Below are 15,695 nucleotides of genomic sequence, written 5' to 3' on the forward strand. Positions count from 1 at the left end.
CCCAGGCCTCGCACCATTGCGTCGTACCTGGAACCTAGCCGTGCGCACCACCCTGTGCAACCGGTCCCACCCAGGTCCCACGCGCATCGTCCGCAACCCGGCTAGCCTTTCAACCGTGACTGCACCGATCGATCCCACCACCACGTCCGCCTGGGCCGAGCTCACCGCCCTCCAGGCATCGTTCACCCCGGACCTCCGCGGGTGGTTCGCCGCCGACGCGTCGCGCGTCGAGCGCTTCTCGTTGCCGCTGGCCGACCTCCACGTCGACCTCTCGAAGAACCTCGTCACGGACGAGATCCTCGCGAGCCTCGTGAAGCTCGCCGAGGAGACCGGCGTCGCCGCGCGCTACTCCGCGATGCTCGCCGGCGAGCACATCAACACCACCGAGGACCGCGCCGTGCTTCACACGGCGCTGCGCCGCCCGGCCGGCGCCTCCCCCGCGCTCACGGTCGACGGCCAGGATGTCGACAAGGACGTCCAGTCCGTCCTCACCGCGATCGACGCCTTCGCGGAGCGCGTCCGCTCCGGCGAGTGGACGGGCGTCACCGGCAAGACCGTGACGCACATCGTCAACATCGGCATCGGCGGCTCCGACCTGGGCCCCGTCATGGTCTACGAGGCCCTCGAGCCGTACGCGACCGCGGGCATCGAGGCGCGCTTCGTCTCGAACATCGACCCGACCGACATGGGCCAGAAGGTCAAGGGCCTCGACCCCGAGACCACGCTGTTCATCGTCGCGTCGAAGACCTTCACCACGCTCGAGACGCTCACCAACGCGCGCCTCGCGCGCGACTGGCTGTGGGAGACGCTCGGCGCCGCCGGCGTCCCCGTCGGCACCGACGCCGAGAAGGACGATGCGGTCGCGCACCACTTCGTGGCCGTCTCCACCGCGCTCGACAAGGTCGCGGCCTTCGGCATCGACCCGACCAACGCGTTCGGCTTCTGGGACTGGGTGGGCGGCCGCTACTCGGTCGACTCCGCCATCGGCCTCTCGCTCGCGATCTCGCTCGGCCCGGACGTGTTCCGCGAGTTCCTCGCCGGCTTCCACGCCGTCGACACCCACGTCGCCGAGACCCCGCTCGAGAAGAACGTGCCCGTCCTCATGGGGCTCCTGAATGTCTGGTACTGCAACTTCCTGGGCTCGCAGTCGCACGCCGTGCTGCCGTATGCGCAGCAGCTCCACCGCTTCCCTGCCTATCTTCAGCAGCTCACCATGGAGTCCAACGGCAAGTCGGTCATGTGGGACGGCTCGCCCGTCACCACGGACACCGGCGAGATCTTCTGGGGCGAGCCCGGCACCAACGGCCAGCACGCGTTCTACCAGCTGATCCACCAGGGCACGCGCCTCATCCCCGCGGACTTCATCGCCGTGGTCAACCCGGCGTACCCGCTCGAGGACGGCGGCCAGGACGTCCACGCGCTGTTCCTCGCCAACTTCCTCGCGCAGACCAAGGCGCTGGCCTTCGGCAAGACCGCGGAGGAGGTCGAGGCCGAGGGCACCACGGGCGCCCTCGTCGCCGCGCGCACGTTCGCGGGCAACAAGCCCACGACGTCGATCTTCGCGCCGTCGCTCACGCCGTCGGTGGTGGGGCAGCTCATCGCACTGTACGAGCACATCACGTTCACGCAGTCCGTCGTGTGGGGCATCAACGCCTTCGACCAGTGGGGCGTCGAGCTGGGCAAGAAGCTCGCGCTCGAGATCGCGCCCGCCATCGAGGGCGACGATGCGGCGCTGTCCGCGCAGGACGCGTCCACCCAGGCGCTCATCGCGTACTACCGCTCCAACCGCGCCTGATCTCAGGCACAGCGAAGGGGGCCGGCCCGGCAGGGTCGGCCCCCTTTCGTCGTCTGCGGCGCCGCTTCACGCAGGTCTCAGGCGCCGGCGCGCGCCTCCCGCGCCTCGCGCGCCTTCGACAGCGCGAGGGCGAAGGTCTCGACCGGCTGGGCGCCGGAGATCGCGAACGCCGAGTCGAACACGAAGAACGGGACGCCGGTCGCTCCGTACGCCGCGGCCTGGGCGATGTCCGCGTCGACCGCGTCGCCGTACGCACCCGAGGTCAGCACCTCGCGCGCCTCGATCTCCGCCAGCCCCACCTCGGCGGCGAGCCCGACCAGGACCTCGTGGTCCGAGACCACGGCGCCTTCGACCATCTGCGCACGCATGAGGCGCTCCTTCATCTCGACTCCGAGCCCGCGGGCGTGCGCGAGGTGCAGGAGCCGGTGCGCGTCGCGCGTGTTCGCGGACATGTACGCGTCGAAGTCGTACGCGATGCCGGCCTGCGCACCGAGGTCGATGAGGCGCTGGTTCATCTCGCGCACGCGCTCCGGCGTGGTGTTGAACTTCTTCGACAGCGCCTCGGCGTGCGGCGTCGCCTCGTCCGCGGGGATGCTCGGGTCGAGCTGGAAGCTGCGGTAGCGGAGGGTCACCTCCTCGCCCGAGGCGGCGACGGCCTCCTCGAGTCGGCGCTTGCCCAGGTAGCACCACGGGCAGGCGATGTCGGACCAGATGTCGATCTCAATGCTCACGCCTCTATTATCGCGCGGCGTGCCGATAACATTCCCGGCACTCGCAACAAGCGCTCGTGTCACGAGCCCCGATACGTCGAGTAGCCGAACGGGCTGAGCAGCAACGGCACGTGGTAGTGCTCGTCGCCCGCGATGCCGAAGGCGATGCGCACCTCCGGGTAGAACGTCGCGACGCCGTGGTCGGCGAACCACTCCCCGGTGGCGAACACCAGCTGGTACGTCCCCGGATGCAGGCGGTCCGGGCCGAGCGACGCGACGCGGCCGTCCGCGTCGGTCGCACCGGTCGCGATCTCCTCGCCCCCATGGAGCAGCCGCACGTGGATGCCTGCCGCCGGCCGGCCATGGACCGAGTCCAGCACGTGCGTGGTCACGTGGCTCATGCGGCCACCTCCCCGTAGGTCGCGCGGAGGCGCAACAGCGCGATCCCCCGCAGCTGATCCGCCACCTCCGCGAGCTCGACGGCGTCCTCGTTCGCGAGGCGCCGCTCCAGCTCCGCGACGATCTCCTCGCGCGAGCGCCCCGCCGCGCGGATGAGGAACACCCGGTCGAAGCGCTGCTCGTAGGCGCGGTTCCCGTCCGCGAGGCGGCTCGCGAGCGCCTCGTCCCCGGAGGCGGAGGCCACCTGCTCGGAGCGCGAGAAGCGCGACTCCGCATCGTCGCCGTCGCGGCGCTCGCCGATGCGCGGGTGGGCCGCGAGCGCCTCGTCGATCTCCTCCGGCGTCAGCGGCGTCGCCGCGGACACGGCCGCGCGCTCGAGCTCGAGCAGCGAGCCGTAGGCGCGCGCCGCCACCTCGGACGCCCAGCGGTCCACGCGCAGGCACGCGAGCAGATCCTCGCGGGTGGGTTCGATCATCGTGTCTCCTTACGATGTCCAGTATGGCCAACGGTCTTGTCGGAGTGGTGCTCGCCGCGGGCGCGGGATCGCGCTTCGGCGCGCCCAAGGCGCTTGCGCGGGACGATGCGGGCGCGTGGCTCCCGCGCGCCTGCGGCCTTCTCGCCGATGCGGGCTGCGAGCCCGTGCTCGCGATCCTCGGCGCCGAGGCCGAGGAGGCCCGTCACCTCCTGCCGCGCGCCGCGCACGCGCTCGTCGCGCACCGCTGGAACGAGGGCATCGGCGAGAGCCTCCACGTCGCGCTCACGGCCGCGCAGTCGGTTCATGCGCAGGCGGTCCTGGTGACGCTCGTCGACCTGCCGGCGCTCGCGCCCGAGGCCGTCGCGCGCGTGGCGGCACGATGGACGGGAGACACCGGCGTGCTCGCGCGCGCCGTCGACGGCGACACCCCGGGCCACCCGGTGCTTATCGGCGCCACCCATCTCCGGGGGCTGCTCGCGACCGTGGGCGGCACGCGCGGCGCGGCCCACTACCTCGAGGCGCACCACGCGGAGCCGGTCGACTGCGCGGGACTCGGCGTCGCGGCGGACGTCGACACCCGCTGAGTCAGACCTCGATCTCACCGCGCACGCACACGTCGGTCGCGCCGCCGATCCAGAGCTGCTCGTCGACCGGCGTCACGTGCACGCGTCCGCGCCGACCGATCGCCGTGCCTTGCGCCGCGACGTACGGCGCCTCGATCCGGCCCGACTCGGTCAGCCACTGGCCCAGCGAGGCGTTGAGCGACCCGGTGACGGGATCCTCGTGGAGCGCGCCGGTGCCTCCGGTGAAGAACCCCCTCACCTCGATCTCGGCGTGCTCTCCTGCGGCGTGACGCGCGAAGACGCCGAGGTCCCATTCGCCCTCGCGCCCGGCGAGCTCGGGCTCGAGCGCGAGCAGCTCCTCGACCGAGCCGAGCTCGATGGCCACCCAGCCCGGACCGTTGTCGACCCACTGCGAGCCGATCACGCGGTCGACGGAGATGCCGAGCACCGCGCAGAACTCGGCCAGGTCCTCCGCGGAGACCGGTCCCGTGCGCCGCCGCGCGGGCGCGGCGAACGCCAGCCGCTCGCCGTCGTCCCACACCTCGACGAGGCCGACGGCGCACTCCTGAACGATGCGCTTGGCGTCACGCGGGACGCCGCCCGCGTCGAGCCACGCGCGCGCGGTCCCCAGGGTCGGGTGGCCGGCGAACGGCAGCTCGGTCCTGAGGTTGAAGATGCGCACGCGATAGTCGGCGTCGGGGGTGGTCGGCTCGAGCACGAAGGTGCACTCGGACAGGTTGGTCCACACCGAGATCGCGACCATCTGCGCGTCGGTGAGGCCGTCGGCGCCGAGGATCACCGCGACGGGGTTGCCGGTGTACGGGTCGGCGCCGAATACGTCGACCTGGCGGAAGGGAAGGGAGGTCATCCCTCGACCGTAGCCGGAGCACCCGGGGCCGCGGCGGGGCCCGCTGGCACCGCGCTCACGCGGACAGCCCGTCCTGGACGCGCTGCGCCGCCGCGAGCACGGCGGCCTCGAACGCGTCGATGGCGAGGGCGACGTCCTCGACGGATACGACCTCGTCGGGATGGTGGCTCACGCCGCCGTTGCCGTTGCGGACGAACAGCATCGCGTACGGCGTGAGCGACGCGATCGCCATCGCGTCATGGCCGGCCTTCGACAGCAGCTCCATCGGCTCCGCGTCGCCCGTCGCCGCGGTCACGCCGGCCTCGACGGCCTCGCTCAGGCGACGCTCGGACGAGGTCGCGCGCGCCTCGTGCCGCAGGCGCTCGGTGAACGCGAGCCGGCGCTCCCCCGCCGCCTCGACCGCGTGCGCGCGGATCTCCTCCCACGCCTTGTCCCGGTCGGCATCGGTGGCCGCCCGCACGTCGAGAGAGAAGTCCGCGCGGCCGGGGATCACGTTCGCGGCGCCCGGGCCCACCGTCATCTGCCCCACGGTGCCGACCACCCCGCGCGCCAGGGCCACCCGCTCGACGGCGAGCGCCGTCTGCGCCGCGCCGAGCAGCGCGTCGCGGCGGTGGCGCATCGGCACACCGCCCGCGTGACCGGCCGCGCCCTCCATGGTGAGGTCGAAGCGCTTGGCCCCCATGATCCCCGAGACCACGCCGAGCGGGTGGCCCGCGTCGAGCAGCAGCGGGCCCTGCTCGATGTGGGCCTCGAGATAGCCCACCAGGGTCGCGGGGTCGAGAGCCGCCTCGCCGACGGCGTCGGGGTCGAGCCCGAACGCGGCGAGCGCCTCGCGCATCGTGACGCCGTCGGCGTCCTCGAGGTCGAGCCATGCGGGATCCCACGTGCCGGCGACCGCGCACGAGCCCAGCAGCGTGCGCCCGAAGCGCACCCCCTCCTCGTCGGCGAAGCCCAGCACCTCCAGCGCGAAGGGCAGGCGCACGCCGTTGGCGTGCAGGCGCCGCACCACGGCGATGGCGATCATCACGCCCAGGATGCCGTCGTACCGGCCGGCGTCGGGCACGGTGTCGAGATGCGAGCCGAGCAGCAGGACCGGCGCGTCGGGCGTCGCGCCCGGGTACGAGCCGCGCGCGTTGCCCGCCGCGTCCTGCCACGGGCGCATGCCCGCGGCGCCCATCCACTCCGCCACCTGCGCGTTGGCGCGCGCATGCTCGGGCGAGAGGTACACGCGCTCGATCCCGCCATCCATCGAGGAGATGCCCGCGAGGACGTCGCAGCGGCGCATCACCTCGCGTGCGTCGTCGAGCGAGGCGCCGCCCGCGGCTCCCGCGCGCCGCGCGCGCCTCACGCCGCGGCCCCGTACACGTCGTAGGCCGCCTCGACGCCGCCGCCGGCGGGCACCGCGTGGCCGAGCCTTCTCAGCACGGCCTCGAGCGCGGCGAGCGTCCCGAGCACGGCGTCCTTGCGGGCGTTGTAGCCCATGGTGCCGATGCGCCACACGCGTCCCGCGAGCGGGCCGAAGGAGGTGCCGATCTCGATCCCGAAGTCGCGCAGGAGGACGCCGCGCACCGCCTCGCCGTCGATCCCGGAGGGGATGACCACGCCCACGACGTTGGCCATCTTGTGCGCGCGGTCGCCGTACACCTCGAGGCCCAGCCCCTCGACGCCCGCGACCATGGCCGCGCCGTGGAGGGAGTGGCGCTCCTGATACGCGGGCAGTCCCGCCTCGAGGATGATGCGGGCGCACTCGCGCGCGCCGTAGAGCATGGTCGCGGCCTCGGTGTGGTGGTTGAGGCGGCGCGGCGACCAGTAGTCGAAGATCATCGCGAGGTCGAAGTAGTTCGAGCGGATCGGGTGCGCGGCGACCGGGTCGCCGTCGACGCGGATGCCCGCCTCGATGGACCTGCGCCCCTCGATCAGCTCGACCGCGCGCGGAGAGAACGTCGCCGGAGCCGAGCCGGAGGGCCCGCCCAGGCACTTCTGCAGGCCCGCGGTGGCGGCGTCGACGCCCCACGCGTCGGTCGGGAACGGGTTGCCGCCCAGCGTCGCGGTGACGTCCGCGTAGAGCAGGCACTCGTAGCGGTCGCACAGCTCGCGGAGCCCGTCGAAGGGCTGCATCATCGTGGTCGAGGTGTCGCCGTGCACCGTCGCGAGGAGGCTGGGCCGCACGCGCTCCATCGCCTCCGCGATGCGCTCGAGCGGCACCACCTCGCCCCAGGGCGCGTCGACCGTGTGGACGTCCGCGCCGCACCGCTCCGCGATCTCGACCAGCAGGTGGCCGAACCTCCCCATGACGGGGACCAGCACGCGATCACCCGGCGACACCAGCGACACGAGGGCTGCCTCGATCGCGCCGCGCGAGGTGGAGTCCACGAGCAGGGTCTGCGCGTTCGCGGTCGCGAACACCCCACGGTAGAGGTCCATGACCTCGTTCATGGTGTCCGTCATGTACGGGTCGTACTGCCCCACCAGCTGCGCCGACATGGCGCGCAGCACCCGCGGGTCGGCCGTGATGGGACCGGGGCCCATCAGCAGCCGCGCGGGCGGGTCGATCGGGCCTGGCAGGGACATCGGGGCCTCCCCGGAATGTTGATGTGACTTACACAGTCTGCCCTGACGATGTTTCGCCTGGATTGCGCAGGAGCGCCTCGAGGGCGAGACCCGCCTCGACCAGCGCGAGCTCGGAGCCGGCCGGCCCCACCAGGCACATCCCCACCGGCCCGTCGGGCGTGTCGAGCAGCGGCACCGACAGCGCCGGACGCCCGGTCAGCCCCGCGATCGCGGTGATGCTGAGCGTCGCGCGGCGACGCTCCTCGAGCTCCGGCTCGGCCGCGTCGAGCGACGGCGCCGCGGAGGCGGCCGAGGGCACCAGCAGGATGCGGTCCCCGAGCTCGAGGTCGAGCCGCGCGGCGAGCAGGCCCGCATCCGCGAGCGCGTCCGCCTCCTGGTCGTGCGTGACGTCGCGGGCGAAGTCGAAGCGGTCCTGGACGTCCGGCGCGAGGGCCCCGGGATGCGACTCGACCCACGCGCCGTCGGACACCCACGCCTCGGCCGACTGCGTGAGGCGGAACGCCAGCAGCATGTCGTCGAGCGCGGGCACGTCGACAGGCGCGACGCGCAGCCCCGCGTCCGCGAGCGCCCCGAGCGCGACGTCGAAGGCGTCGCGCACGCCGGCCGCGCACGACATCATGACCGCGGGCGCCGCGAGATAGGAGGCCTCGGGCTCCACCGACGGCGCGCCCGCGAGCCCGACGCTCGCCACCCGGCGCATCGTCTCCCCGTCCCGGGTGAGCCAGCCCGCCGTGTCGTAGCGCGGCGCGAGGGGCGCGACGTGCTCGAGGCTGACGGCGCCGTGGGTCGGCCGCAGGCCCCAGAGCCCCTGATAGGACGCGGGGACGCGGATCGAGCCCGCCGTGTCGGTGCCGAGCCCGATGCTCGCCTGGCCCAGCGCGACCGCGCTCGCGGGCCCCGAGCTCGAGCCGCCCGGGATCGCGCCGGGGACGGCGACGTTGGGAGGCGTGCCGTAGTCGGGGTTGAGCCCCGCGATCGAGTAGGCGAACTGGTCGGTCTGCGCGATGCCGCGCACGTCCGCGCCGGCGTCGAGCAGCGCCTGCACGGCGGGGGCGGTCCGCTCCTCCACGGGCGCCTCGGCGAGGTAGGCGCGCACCCCCACGCCGATGCGCTGGCCGGCGATCGCGAAGAGGTCCTTGACCGCCACGGTCTCGCCCGCGAGCGGACCCTCGTCCGCGCCGGCGACCAGCGGGGCGCCGACGACGCGCCAGACGCGCCCGTCGATCGCCGGTGCGGGCGCGGTCACGTGCGCGGCGACGATGCGCCACGCGCCGGCGCCGTCGCGCCTCCACAGCTGGGTGACCAGCCCGCGACCGCCGCCCGCGGGCGCGTTGACCGTGGTGACGTGCGCCGCATCGTCCCCGGCCGGGTGGACGCGGACCTCGGCCACCTCGCGCGCACCGGCACCGCCGCGGCGCGAGCGGAAGCCCGCGATGCGCTCGTGACCCACGAGCAGGCCGGCCCGGTCGCCACGCACCGTGTCCGGCCCCGGCGCGAAGGCCGCGGCGAGCGCGTCCAGGTCGTCCGCGCCGAGCGCGGCCTCGTACGCGAGCACCGCCTCGACCAGCCCGGCGGGCGCCTCGGCCCCGCCCTCCACGACGATGTTCATCGGACCCCCTCGAAGTCGGCGCGGCGGATGCGGGCGTGGACCCCGGAGACCAGGTCCACCACCTGCGAGATCTCGAAGTCGGTCGCCGCGGACAGGTACGCGTACGCGAGGTGCGGCGCCATGCCGTAGCGCGCGCCCAGCAGCGCGATGGCCTGGCGCACGCACGCGCGCATGGCCTCGTCGAGGTCCTCGTCGAGACCGGTGGGCATGAGGTGGGTGGCATCCGCGGCGAGCGGCCCGGCGAGCGCGCCGAACTCGCGCGCCGCCTCGGACGCGTCGAGCAGGTCGAGCCGGATGCGCACGCGCAGCGACGCCTCGAGCGCCGTGAGCGCGACCTCGCCGTTGCCCTGCGCGAAGTGGGGGTCGCCGACGTATGCGAGCGCACCGGCGACCTGCACGGGGACGTACAGCGTCGCACCGGCGGTGAGGTGACGGATGTCGATGTTGCCGCCGTGCGGGCCGGGCGGCACGGAGTGCGCGCGCGCGTCCGTGTCGGTGGCGACGCCCATGATCCCCAGGAACGGTGCGAGCGGGAAGCTCACGGACCGCTCGCCGTCGGGCGTGAGCGGGAGCCGGCCCCGCCACTCGCCCCGCTCGTCGGGCGCGATCGGCGTGAACACCGACACGTCGCCGGGACCCGCCGGCATCTCGCCCGGCAGCGCGCCGCGGCCGTGCCGGTTCGAGATGACGCCGTAGGGCACGCGCGGGGTCGCGTCGAGCAGCGTGATCGCGAGCAGGTCCCCGGGTCGCGCGCCGCGCACCTCGATGGGCCCCGTGACCACGTGCGGCCCGTCCGAGGCGTCGCGGACGCGCGTCGCGGCGATCGCGACCGCGTCCTCGAGCACCTCCTCGGCGGCGACGCCGTGGCCCGTGAAGAACGCGAGCGGGTCGCCTCCCTGGTCGGGGAGCAGGCCCTCATGGCTCACCGTGTCGACCGTCAGCTCTGCGCCCGGATCGACCGCGGCCGCGGGGGCGTCGCCGCGCCGGGGCAGACGGCCCCAGTGCACGAGCGCAGGGTCCGCCGGGAGGTACGTGTCCGCGCCCACGCGCGCGCCGGGCTGCAATGCGCCCTGGTAGTCCCCCACGCGGCCTCCCTCCCGTGGTCGATGCACGGCGTGCCCTAGTCTTGGGCCGAGACTACAGCCGCCCCGGGACGCGGTCTCGGATCCCCGGCCGGGGCCCACCCCTCCGGAGGACCCGTGCTCGACCGCATGCGCCGCAACCCCGCGAACGCCCACCTGGGCCTCATGCTCGCGCTCACCTTCTCGACCGGCATCATCGATGCGGTCGGCTACCTCGGCCTCGACCGCGTCTTCACGGGCAACATGACCGGCAACGTCGTGATCCTCGGCATGGGTCTCGCGGGAGACACCGGACTCCCGATCGTGGGGCCCCTGATCGCGCTCGGCGGGTTCATGGCCGGCGCGGCGCTCGGCGGGCGCGCGCTGCGCGGCTCCGCCGACGCGTGGACCCCGCGCCACACCGTGCTGTTCGGCGCCGTGGGCGTGGTCATCGCTCTCGCCGCCGTGCCCGCCTCGCTGCTCGAGCACGAGGGCACCGCGCTGCAGTACGCGATCACGCTCGCGCTCGGTGCAGCCATGGGATGCCAGGCCGCCGCCGCGCGCCACGTCGCCGTCAAGGACGTCACCACGGTCGTGGTGACGTCGACCATCACCGGCCTCGCCTCCGACTCCGTGCTCGGCAAGGGCGGCGGCCAGCCGTGGAAGCGCCGCGCGGGGGCGATCGCGCTCATCAGCCTCGGCGCGCTCACGGGTGCGCTGCTGCTCAAGCTGCACATCGGCGCCGGCATGGCGCTGTCCGCGATCATCACGCTCGTGGTCGCCTGGCTCGGCCAGGTCTCGCACCCGAGCAGGCTCGCACGCCTGCCGTACGACCAGGACTGACACCGCTTCTACCAGGGACGTGAATCGGACTTGAGCGCAGGCCGCTCAAGTCTTATCCTGACGGTGGAGCGCGTGAGCGCTCGCCCGCGAGGGCGCCATCCCTTCCGGGCCACCCATCCTTGAAGGAGCTCAGATCATGGCACGAGAGGTTCTTCGTCGTTCGGTTCCGGCCGCTGCCGCGAGCCCGTGGCCGGACGATTTCCAGCGCATCGTCCAGCATCTCCTCGGCGACGGCGACGCGTCGCTCGCCGGGGCCTTCTCCCCCGCGCTCGACGTCGAGGAGACCGCGGACGGATTCACGATGCACGTCGAGCTCCCGGGCGTGAAGCCCGACGACGTGGACGTCTCCCTCGAGGAGAACGTCCTCACCGTGTCCGGCACGCGCGAATTCTACGACGAGAAGAGCGCGGAGGGATTCCGCCGGGTGGAGCGCCGGTTCGGCAGCTTCCACCGCGCCGTCCGCCTGCCCGATCGCGTCGACCCGGACCAGGTCGCCGCGACGTACAAGGACGGCATGCTCACGGTCACCGTCGCGAAGGCGGAGTCCGCGAAGCCGCGCCGGATCCAGGTCAGCACCGACTGACCCCGCGTGAGGCCCGGGCCACCCTCCCGGGCCTCACGCCACCGCGGCCCGCGCGGCGCTCATGAGCGCGTCGAAGCCCAGCGTGGCGCCCTCCGCGGCGAGGTCCGCGACGCGCGCCGGCCCGAGCCGCTCATGGGCGAGGCGTTGGGCCCGCGCGGTGTCGCATGGGACGTGCCACCGGTGCGTGCGCGTGCAGGCGGACGATGCCCCGAGCAGGAGGGCCGCCGCCGCCGGATCCGGCGTCACCGCCCCCGCGGCCTCCACCGCGTCGCCGAGCGGCAGCGCCCACCCGAGATCGTCGAGCGTCTCGAGACCCTCGGCGATGAGCTCGCGGGCACGCCCCGCCTCGCCCGCGTCGCTCGCCACCCGCGCCGCCGCGATGAGCGCGACCGCGAGCCGGTTGCCCCGCCCCAGCACACGCCATCGCGGGAGCTCCGCCGCGCAGCGCTCGAGCGCGGTGGCCGGATCTCCCCGGTGCGCGCACAGCAGCGCGTCCGTCATGTCGACGCGCGCGGCGATCTCCTCGAGACCCGCGCGCCGGCTGAGGGTGCGCGCGTGCGCGTCCGCGCGCGCCGCCTCGTCCAGCAGCGCGCGCGGCTCCCCCGCGGAGTCGACCGCCGAGGCGGCGAGCGCCTCCGCAAGGCCCGCATGCAGCGCGGCCTCGATCTCGGGATGGCCGCCCGCGCGGCCGGCCGCATCGCGCGACAGCGCCACCGACTCGCCGCACCGGCCCAGATCGGCGAGCACCGCGGCACGCCAGTAGTCCACCCAGAGCGCCCCGGTGGCGTCGCTCGAGCGCGCGAACGCCTCGAGCGCATCGTCGAGCCGGGCGAGGGCGATGCCGTGCCGCCCGTCGATGGTCGCGGTCGCCCCGAAGATCAGGAGCGCGTGCCCGCCGACGTCCGGGGCGAACGATCGCACCGCCCCCGTCGCCATGATGCGCTCGCTCCACTCGCACTGGAGCCCGTAGCGCCCGGTGTTGATGAGGGACCAGCCCGCTCCCGAGGCGATGCGCGCGCCGAGCTCGGCGTCGCCGCGGGCGAGCGCACGGTCGAACGCCACCTGCGCCTCGAGGATGAGGACGTCGAGCCGGCGGTACCAACGTGCCGTCTCGAACAGCAGCTGCGCACCGACCTCCTCGAGACTCGCCGCGACCCACGCACCGTGCCGCGTCCACAGGTCCGGAGCCTCGTCCCCGAGCCCGGATGCGGCGAACTGGCGCACGGTCTCGAGCAGCCGGAACGCTCCGTCCTCGGTGCGCTCGACCATCGAGGCGTCGACCAGGTCGGCCAGCGTCGCCACGGTCTCCGCGTCGTCGGCGCCCGGCTGCGCGCACACCGCGGCCACCGCGTCCGCGCCGAACGTCGAGGCGAACACCGACAGCCGCGCGAGCAGGCGCCGTTGGGGCTCGCTGAGGAGGGCATGGCTCCATTCGATGGCCGCGCGCAGCGTCCGATGCCGCGGCATCGCCGCGCCGCCGCCCGTGAGAAGGACGAGGCTGGCGGAGAGCCGGGAGTCGAGCTCGCGCAGGGCGAGGCCGCCCGTGCGCGCCGCCGCGAGCTCGAGCGCGAGCGGCACGCCGTCGAGGGCGCGACAGATCGACGCGACGTGGCGCGCCGCATCGTCCGTGAGCGCGAAGTCGGGGTCGACCCTCCGCGCGCGCTCGACGAAGAGGCGCCCGGAGGCGCACTCCCCGACCTTGTCCGGCGAGGCGCCCGCGGGCAGCCCGAGCGCGGGGAGGCGCCAGCGCTGCTCGCCCGGCGCGTGCAGCGGCGTGCGGCTGGTCGCGAGGACCGCGACCCCCGGGCACGCGTCGAGCAGTACGCCCACGAGCCGCGCGGCTCCGTCGGCGACGTGCTCGCAGTTGTCCAGGACCACCAGGGTGTCCGCGCGCGAGAGCCGTTCGATGAGGACCGGCAGCGGCGGGCGCGCGATCTGCTCGGGCAGGCCGAGCGCCCTCATCGCGTGCTGCGCCACGCGGGACTCCTCCGCGAGCCCGGCAAGCGGGATCCAGCAGACCTCGCGCCCGGCGGACTCCTCGTGCGCGACGCGAAGCGCGACCCGGGTCTTGCCGGCGCCGCCCGATCCGGTGATGGTGACGAGGCGCCGGCGCGCGAGGAGGTCGCGCACGCGCGCCACCTCGGCCTCGCGACCGATGAGCGGAGCCGGGTCGGGCGGAAGGCCCGCGGCGCCCGACGGCGGACGCGGCGCGGCGCCGTCCGCGGCGCGTGCCTCGGGCGCGGCCGCGACGTCGTCGTGGGCCCGGAGCAGCTCGAGGTAGCGGCGCTCGATCGAGGGGTCAGGATCGACCCCGAGCTCGTCGGCGAGCGCGACCCGGAGGCGCTCGTGCGCGCGCAGGGCGTCCCCCCTCCGGCCGAGCGCCGCGAGCGCCTCGATGAGCGCGGCGGCCGTCCGCTCGTCGGACGGCTCGGCACCCGCGCGCTCCTCGAGACGACCGAGCGCCTGCTCGGGCATGCCCTCGGCGACGAGCCGCTCGAGCCGCACGAGCTCGAGCCGCGCGTGGAGGGCCCGCAGCCGCGCCGCCTCCTCCTCGGCGAACGGCAGCGCGACCCCGGCGTACGGCTCGCCGCGCCATCCGGCGAGCACCGCGTCGAGCGCGGCGACCGCCGCCGACGCACCGGCGCGCATCAGCACGACCGCCTCGTCCTCGAACCGCGCGGCGTCGCACCGCTCGCGGGGGATCGCGAGGACGTAGCCGGCCGCCGTGGTGAGAAGGGCATCCCTGCCGAGGCCGGCGTCCGCGAGCATGCGTCGCAGCTGCGACACGTAGGTCTGGACCACCTTGGCGGCGCTGCGCGGCTCCCCCTCGGGCCACAGCGCCGCGATGATCGCGTCGGGGTGGACCGGCTCGCCGACGTGGCAGGCGAGCAGCGCGAGGACCGCGCGCCGCCCCGAGCCCGGCACGCTCGACGTGCCGCCCTCGTGCACGAGCGCGACGTCGCCCAGCACGCGCACCGCAGGGGCCTCCGCGGGCTGCTCACCCGCCGTCGACCGCGCATCGACCATGCGTTGACTCCCCCCGAGGACGGTGGGAGCTGCCCGACCCGGAGGAGGTCATCATGCTCGAGGCACGCCGCTCCCGCACCACCACCGTTCCCAGCACCCTAACCCGCGCTCCCGCGCCTCAGCCAGGCACGATGACGGCCCCCGCCGCGATCGCGATCCTGGGCGACGCCCTCGGGCGGCTGGTCGGGGTCCGCCCGTCCGCGCGCCGCAGGGTCGCGCTCGGCCTTGCGGCCGCCGCCGCCCTCGCCGCCGCGATCGGCGTCGGGACCGCGGCGAGCGCGCTGCCGGTCGCGGACGACTCGCCGCCGGTGCGCATCGACCTCGTCGCGGTGCACGACGACCTGTCGCCGATGAGCGCGGCGGCCGCGGCGCTCGTCGCGGCGGGCCTCGACGACGACCTGTCGCCGATGGCGAGCGCGGTCGCCGAGTCGCACACCGACTGAGCGTTCCGGCCCCGGGGGAGGCACGCGGCCCGGCGGAGGCCCCGCCGGGCCGCGGGTCAGCCCACGATCTCGTCGTCGGCGTGAGCGGCGTAGAAGTCGCTCTGGCCGCGGACGATCTCGCGCATCGTCGCGCCGCGCTCCACGCCGTACACGGTGCCCGTGAAGTCGAGCCCCTGCTGGATGGCCCACACCTCCTCGTGCTGGTCCGGGGGAAGCGTGGTCGCCGGCGTCCCGACCGCGATCCACCCGATGGGCACCACGGTTCCCGCGGTGAGCGTGGTGTTCACCTGGACCACGCCACGGATGCGCACCTCGCACCCGTCCTCGAGGACCGCGCCGGGGAAGAGCGCGGCACCCGTCGCGAGGAAGCACTCATCGCCGACGCGCGCGCCGTTGAGGTGCACGTGCGGCCCGATCACCACGGCGTCCCCGATCTCGACGTCGTGGCCCGCACGCGCCTTCACCACCGCGTTCTCCATCACCACCACGTCGGACCCGACCGTGATGCGCCCGTTTTCGGCCGTGAGCACGGCGCCGTGCAGCACCCGCACCCCCGGGCCGAGCGTGACGTCGCCGCACACGACAGCCGTCGGCGCGACGGTCGCCGTGGGATCGATGGACGGGGACTTGCCGCGGTGCGTGACGATCATGCCGACCATCGTAGATACCTGCTTCGACACGCGACAGGGCCCGGAGCATCCGCTCCGGGCCCCCGCGCGCGACCCCTGGGACGGGACGCGCGATTCCG

General features: G+C 74.5%; 15 protein-coding genes. 5 read left to right on the top strand and 10 right to left on the bottom strand.

The window, feature by feature from the left end; translation table 11 throughout:
* The first annotated feature begins 115 nt into the window (after positions 1-115).
* Positions 116-1,795: a glucose-6-phosphate isomerase gene (gene pgi, locus AOM09_RS07330; RefSeq protein ID WP_062386178.1), complete on the top strand. Its 1,680-nt coding sequence runs from the start codon at positions 116-118 to the stop codon at positions 1,793-1,795.
* A gap of 77 nt (positions 1,796-1,872) precedes the next feature.
* Here pgi and AOM09_RS07335 read toward each other — a convergent pair whose 3' ends face one another.
* The 3 genes from AOM09_RS07335 to uraD are packed head-to-tail and all read right to left on the bottom strand — an operon-like array spanning position 1,873 to position 3,379.
* Positions 1,873-2,526 carry a DsbA family oxidoreductase gene (locus AOM09_RS07335; RefSeq protein ID WP_228375082.1) on the bottom strand — a complete coding sequence of 218 codons (654 nt, stop codon included), beginning with the start codon at positions 2,524-2,526 and terminating at the stop codon, positions 1,873-1,875.
* A gap of 59 nt (positions 2,527-2,585) precedes the next feature.
* Positions 2,586-2,906 (bottom strand): hydroxyisourate hydrolase, encoded by a 321-nt coding sequence (uraH, locus tag AOM09_RS07340; RefSeq protein WP_062386185.1) that lies wholly within the window; start codon positions 2,904-2,906, stop codon positions 2,586-2,588.
* Entirely contained in the window at positions 2,903-3,379 is a 477-nt protein-coding gene (uraD, locus tag AOM09_RS07345; protein WP_062386187.1) for a 2-oxo-4-hydroxy-4-carboxy-5-ureidoimidazoline decarboxylase, read from the bottom strand. Before uraD ends, uraH begins: the two co-directional genes overlap by 4 nt.
* A 23-nt stretch (positions 3,380-3,402) precedes the next feature.
* Here uraD and AOM09_RS07350 point away from each other — a divergent pair, with 23 nt between their 5' ends.
* Positions 3,403-3,963, top strand: coding sequence for a nucleotidyltransferase family protein (locus tag AOM09_RS07350; RefSeq protein ID WP_062386189.1), 561 nt, complete (start codon positions 3,403-3,405; stop codon positions 3,961-3,963).
* A 1-nt stretch (position 3,964) separates the two neighbouring features.
* Here AOM09_RS07350 and AOM09_RS07355 read toward each other — a convergent pair whose 3' ends face one another.
* From AOM09_RS07355 to AOM09_RS07375, 5 genes are read right to left on the bottom strand one after another with little or no spacing between them, the layout of a single operon-like run.
* Positions 3,965-4,810, bottom strand: coding sequence for a PhzF family phenazine biosynthesis protein (locus AOM09_RS07355; protein ID WP_062386193.1), 846 nt, complete (start codon positions 4,808-4,810; stop codon positions 3,965-3,967).
* 55 nt (positions 4,811-4,865) lie between these two features.
* Positions 4,866-6,158 carry an allantoate amidohydrolase gene (locus tag AOM09_RS07360; RefSeq protein ID WP_062386196.1) on the bottom strand — a complete coding sequence of 431 codons (1,293 nt, stop codon included), beginning with the start codon at positions 6,156-6,158 and terminating at the stop codon, positions 4,866-4,868.
* On the bottom strand, positions 6,155-7,381 hold the full coding sequence (locus tag AOM09_RS07365) for a pyridoxal-phosphate-dependent aminotransferase family protein (RefSeq protein WP_062386199.1): 1,227 nt from the start codon (positions 7,379-7,381) through the stop codon (positions 6,155-6,157). The genes AOM09_RS07360 and AOM09_RS07365 overlap by 4 nt, the downstream gene beginning before the upstream one ends.
* Before the next feature lie 28 nt (positions 7,382-7,409).
* Entirely contained in the window at positions 7,410-8,990 is a 1,581-nt protein-coding gene (locus tag AOM09_RS07370; protein WP_062386202.1) for an AtzH-like domain-containing protein, read from the bottom strand.
* Positions 8,987-10,075 (bottom strand): acetamidase/formamidase family protein, encoded by a 1,089-nt coding sequence (locus AOM09_RS07375; protein WP_062386206.1) that lies wholly within the window; start codon positions 10,073-10,075, stop codon positions 8,987-8,989. Before AOM09_RS07375 ends, AOM09_RS07370 begins: the two co-directional genes overlap by 4 nt.
* A gap of 114 nt (positions 10,076-10,189) precedes the next feature.
* Here AOM09_RS07375 and AOM09_RS07380 point away from each other — a divergent pair, with 114 nt between their 5' ends.
* Entirely contained in the window at positions 10,190-10,894 is a 705-nt protein-coding gene (locus AOM09_RS07380) for a YoaK family protein (protein ID WP_369346051.1), read from the top strand.
* Positions 10,895-11,030: 136 nt separating this feature from the next.
* A complete protein-coding gene (locus tag AOM09_RS07385) occupies positions 11,031-11,477 on the top strand; it encodes an Hsp20/alpha crystallin family protein (RefSeq protein WP_062386209.1) in 447 nt (148 codons plus the stop codon).
* Between the two features lie 33 nt (positions 11,478-11,510).
* On the opposite strand, the gene AOM09_RS07390 is transcribed toward AOM09_RS07385, so the two are convergent.
* On the bottom strand, positions 11,511-14,504 hold the full coding sequence (locus tag AOM09_RS07390; protein ID WP_062386211.1) for an AfsR/SARP family transcriptional regulator: 2,994 nt from the start codon (positions 14,502-14,504) through the stop codon (positions 11,511-11,513).
* A 131-nt stretch (positions 14,505-14,635) separates the two neighbouring features.
* Between AOM09_RS07390 and AOM09_RS07395 the strand changes: the two genes are divergently transcribed.
* Positions 14,636-14,947, top strand: coding sequence for a hypothetical protein (locus tag AOM09_RS07395; protein WP_062386214.1), 312 nt, complete (start codon positions 14,636-14,638; stop codon positions 14,945-14,947).
* Between the two features lie 56 nt (positions 14,948-15,003).
* Here AOM09_RS07395 and AOM09_RS07400 read toward each other — a convergent pair whose 3' ends face one another.
* Positions 15,004-15,597 carry a gamma carbonic anhydrase family protein gene (locus AOM09_RS07400; protein WP_062386565.1) on the bottom strand — a complete coding sequence of 198 codons (594 nt, stop codon included), beginning with the start codon at positions 15,595-15,597 and terminating at the stop codon, positions 15,004-15,006.
* Between the last annotated feature and the right edge of the window lie 98 nt (positions 15,598-15,695).

The sequence above is a fragment of the Demequina iriomotensis genome (genome assembly GCF_000971395.1).
GTDB classification, from domain to species: Bacteria; Actinomycetota; Actinomycetes; order Actinomycetales; family Demequinaceae; genus Demequina; species Demequina iriomotensis.

Coding starts and splice junctions, on each gene's coding strand:
- AOM09_RS07390 (WP_062386211.1), bottom strand. CDS start 14,504: ATGGTCGATGCGCGGTCGACGGCGGGTGAGCAGCCCGCGGAGGCCCCT.
- uraH (WP_062386185.1), bottom strand. CDS start 2,906: ATGAGCCACGTGACCACGCACGTGCTGGACTCGGTCCATGGCCGGCCG.
- AOM09_RS07370 (WP_062386202.1), bottom strand. CDS start 8,990: ATGAACATCGTCGTGGAGGGCGGGGCCGAGGCGCCCGCCGGGCTGGTC.
- AOM09_RS07395 (WP_062386214.1), top strand. CDS start 14,636: ATGACGGCCCCCGCCGCGATCGCGATCCTGGGCGACGCCCTCGGGCGG.
- AOM09_RS07355 (WP_062386193.1), bottom strand. CDS start 4,810: ATGACCTCCCTTCCCTTCCGCCAGGTCGACGTATTCGGCGCCGACCCG.
- AOM09_RS07385 (WP_062386209.1), top strand. CDS start 11,031: ATGGCACGAGAGGTTCTTCGTCGTTCGGTTCCGGCCGCTGCCGCGAGC.
- uraD (WP_062386187.1), bottom strand. CDS start 3,379: ATGATCGAACCCACCCGCGAGGATCTGCTCGCGTGCCTGCGCGTGGAC.
- AOM09_RS07400 (WP_062386565.1), bottom strand. CDS start 15,597: ATGATCGTCACGCACCGCGGCAAGTCCCCGTCCATCGATCCCACGGCG.
- AOM09_RS07350 (WP_062386189.1), top strand. CDS start 3,403: ATGGCCAACGGTCTTGTCGGAGTGGTGCTCGCCGCGGGCGCGGGATCG.
- AOM09_RS07365 (WP_062386199.1), bottom strand. CDS start 7,381: ATGTCCCTGCCAGGCCCGATCGACCCGCCCGCGCGGCTGCTGATGGGC.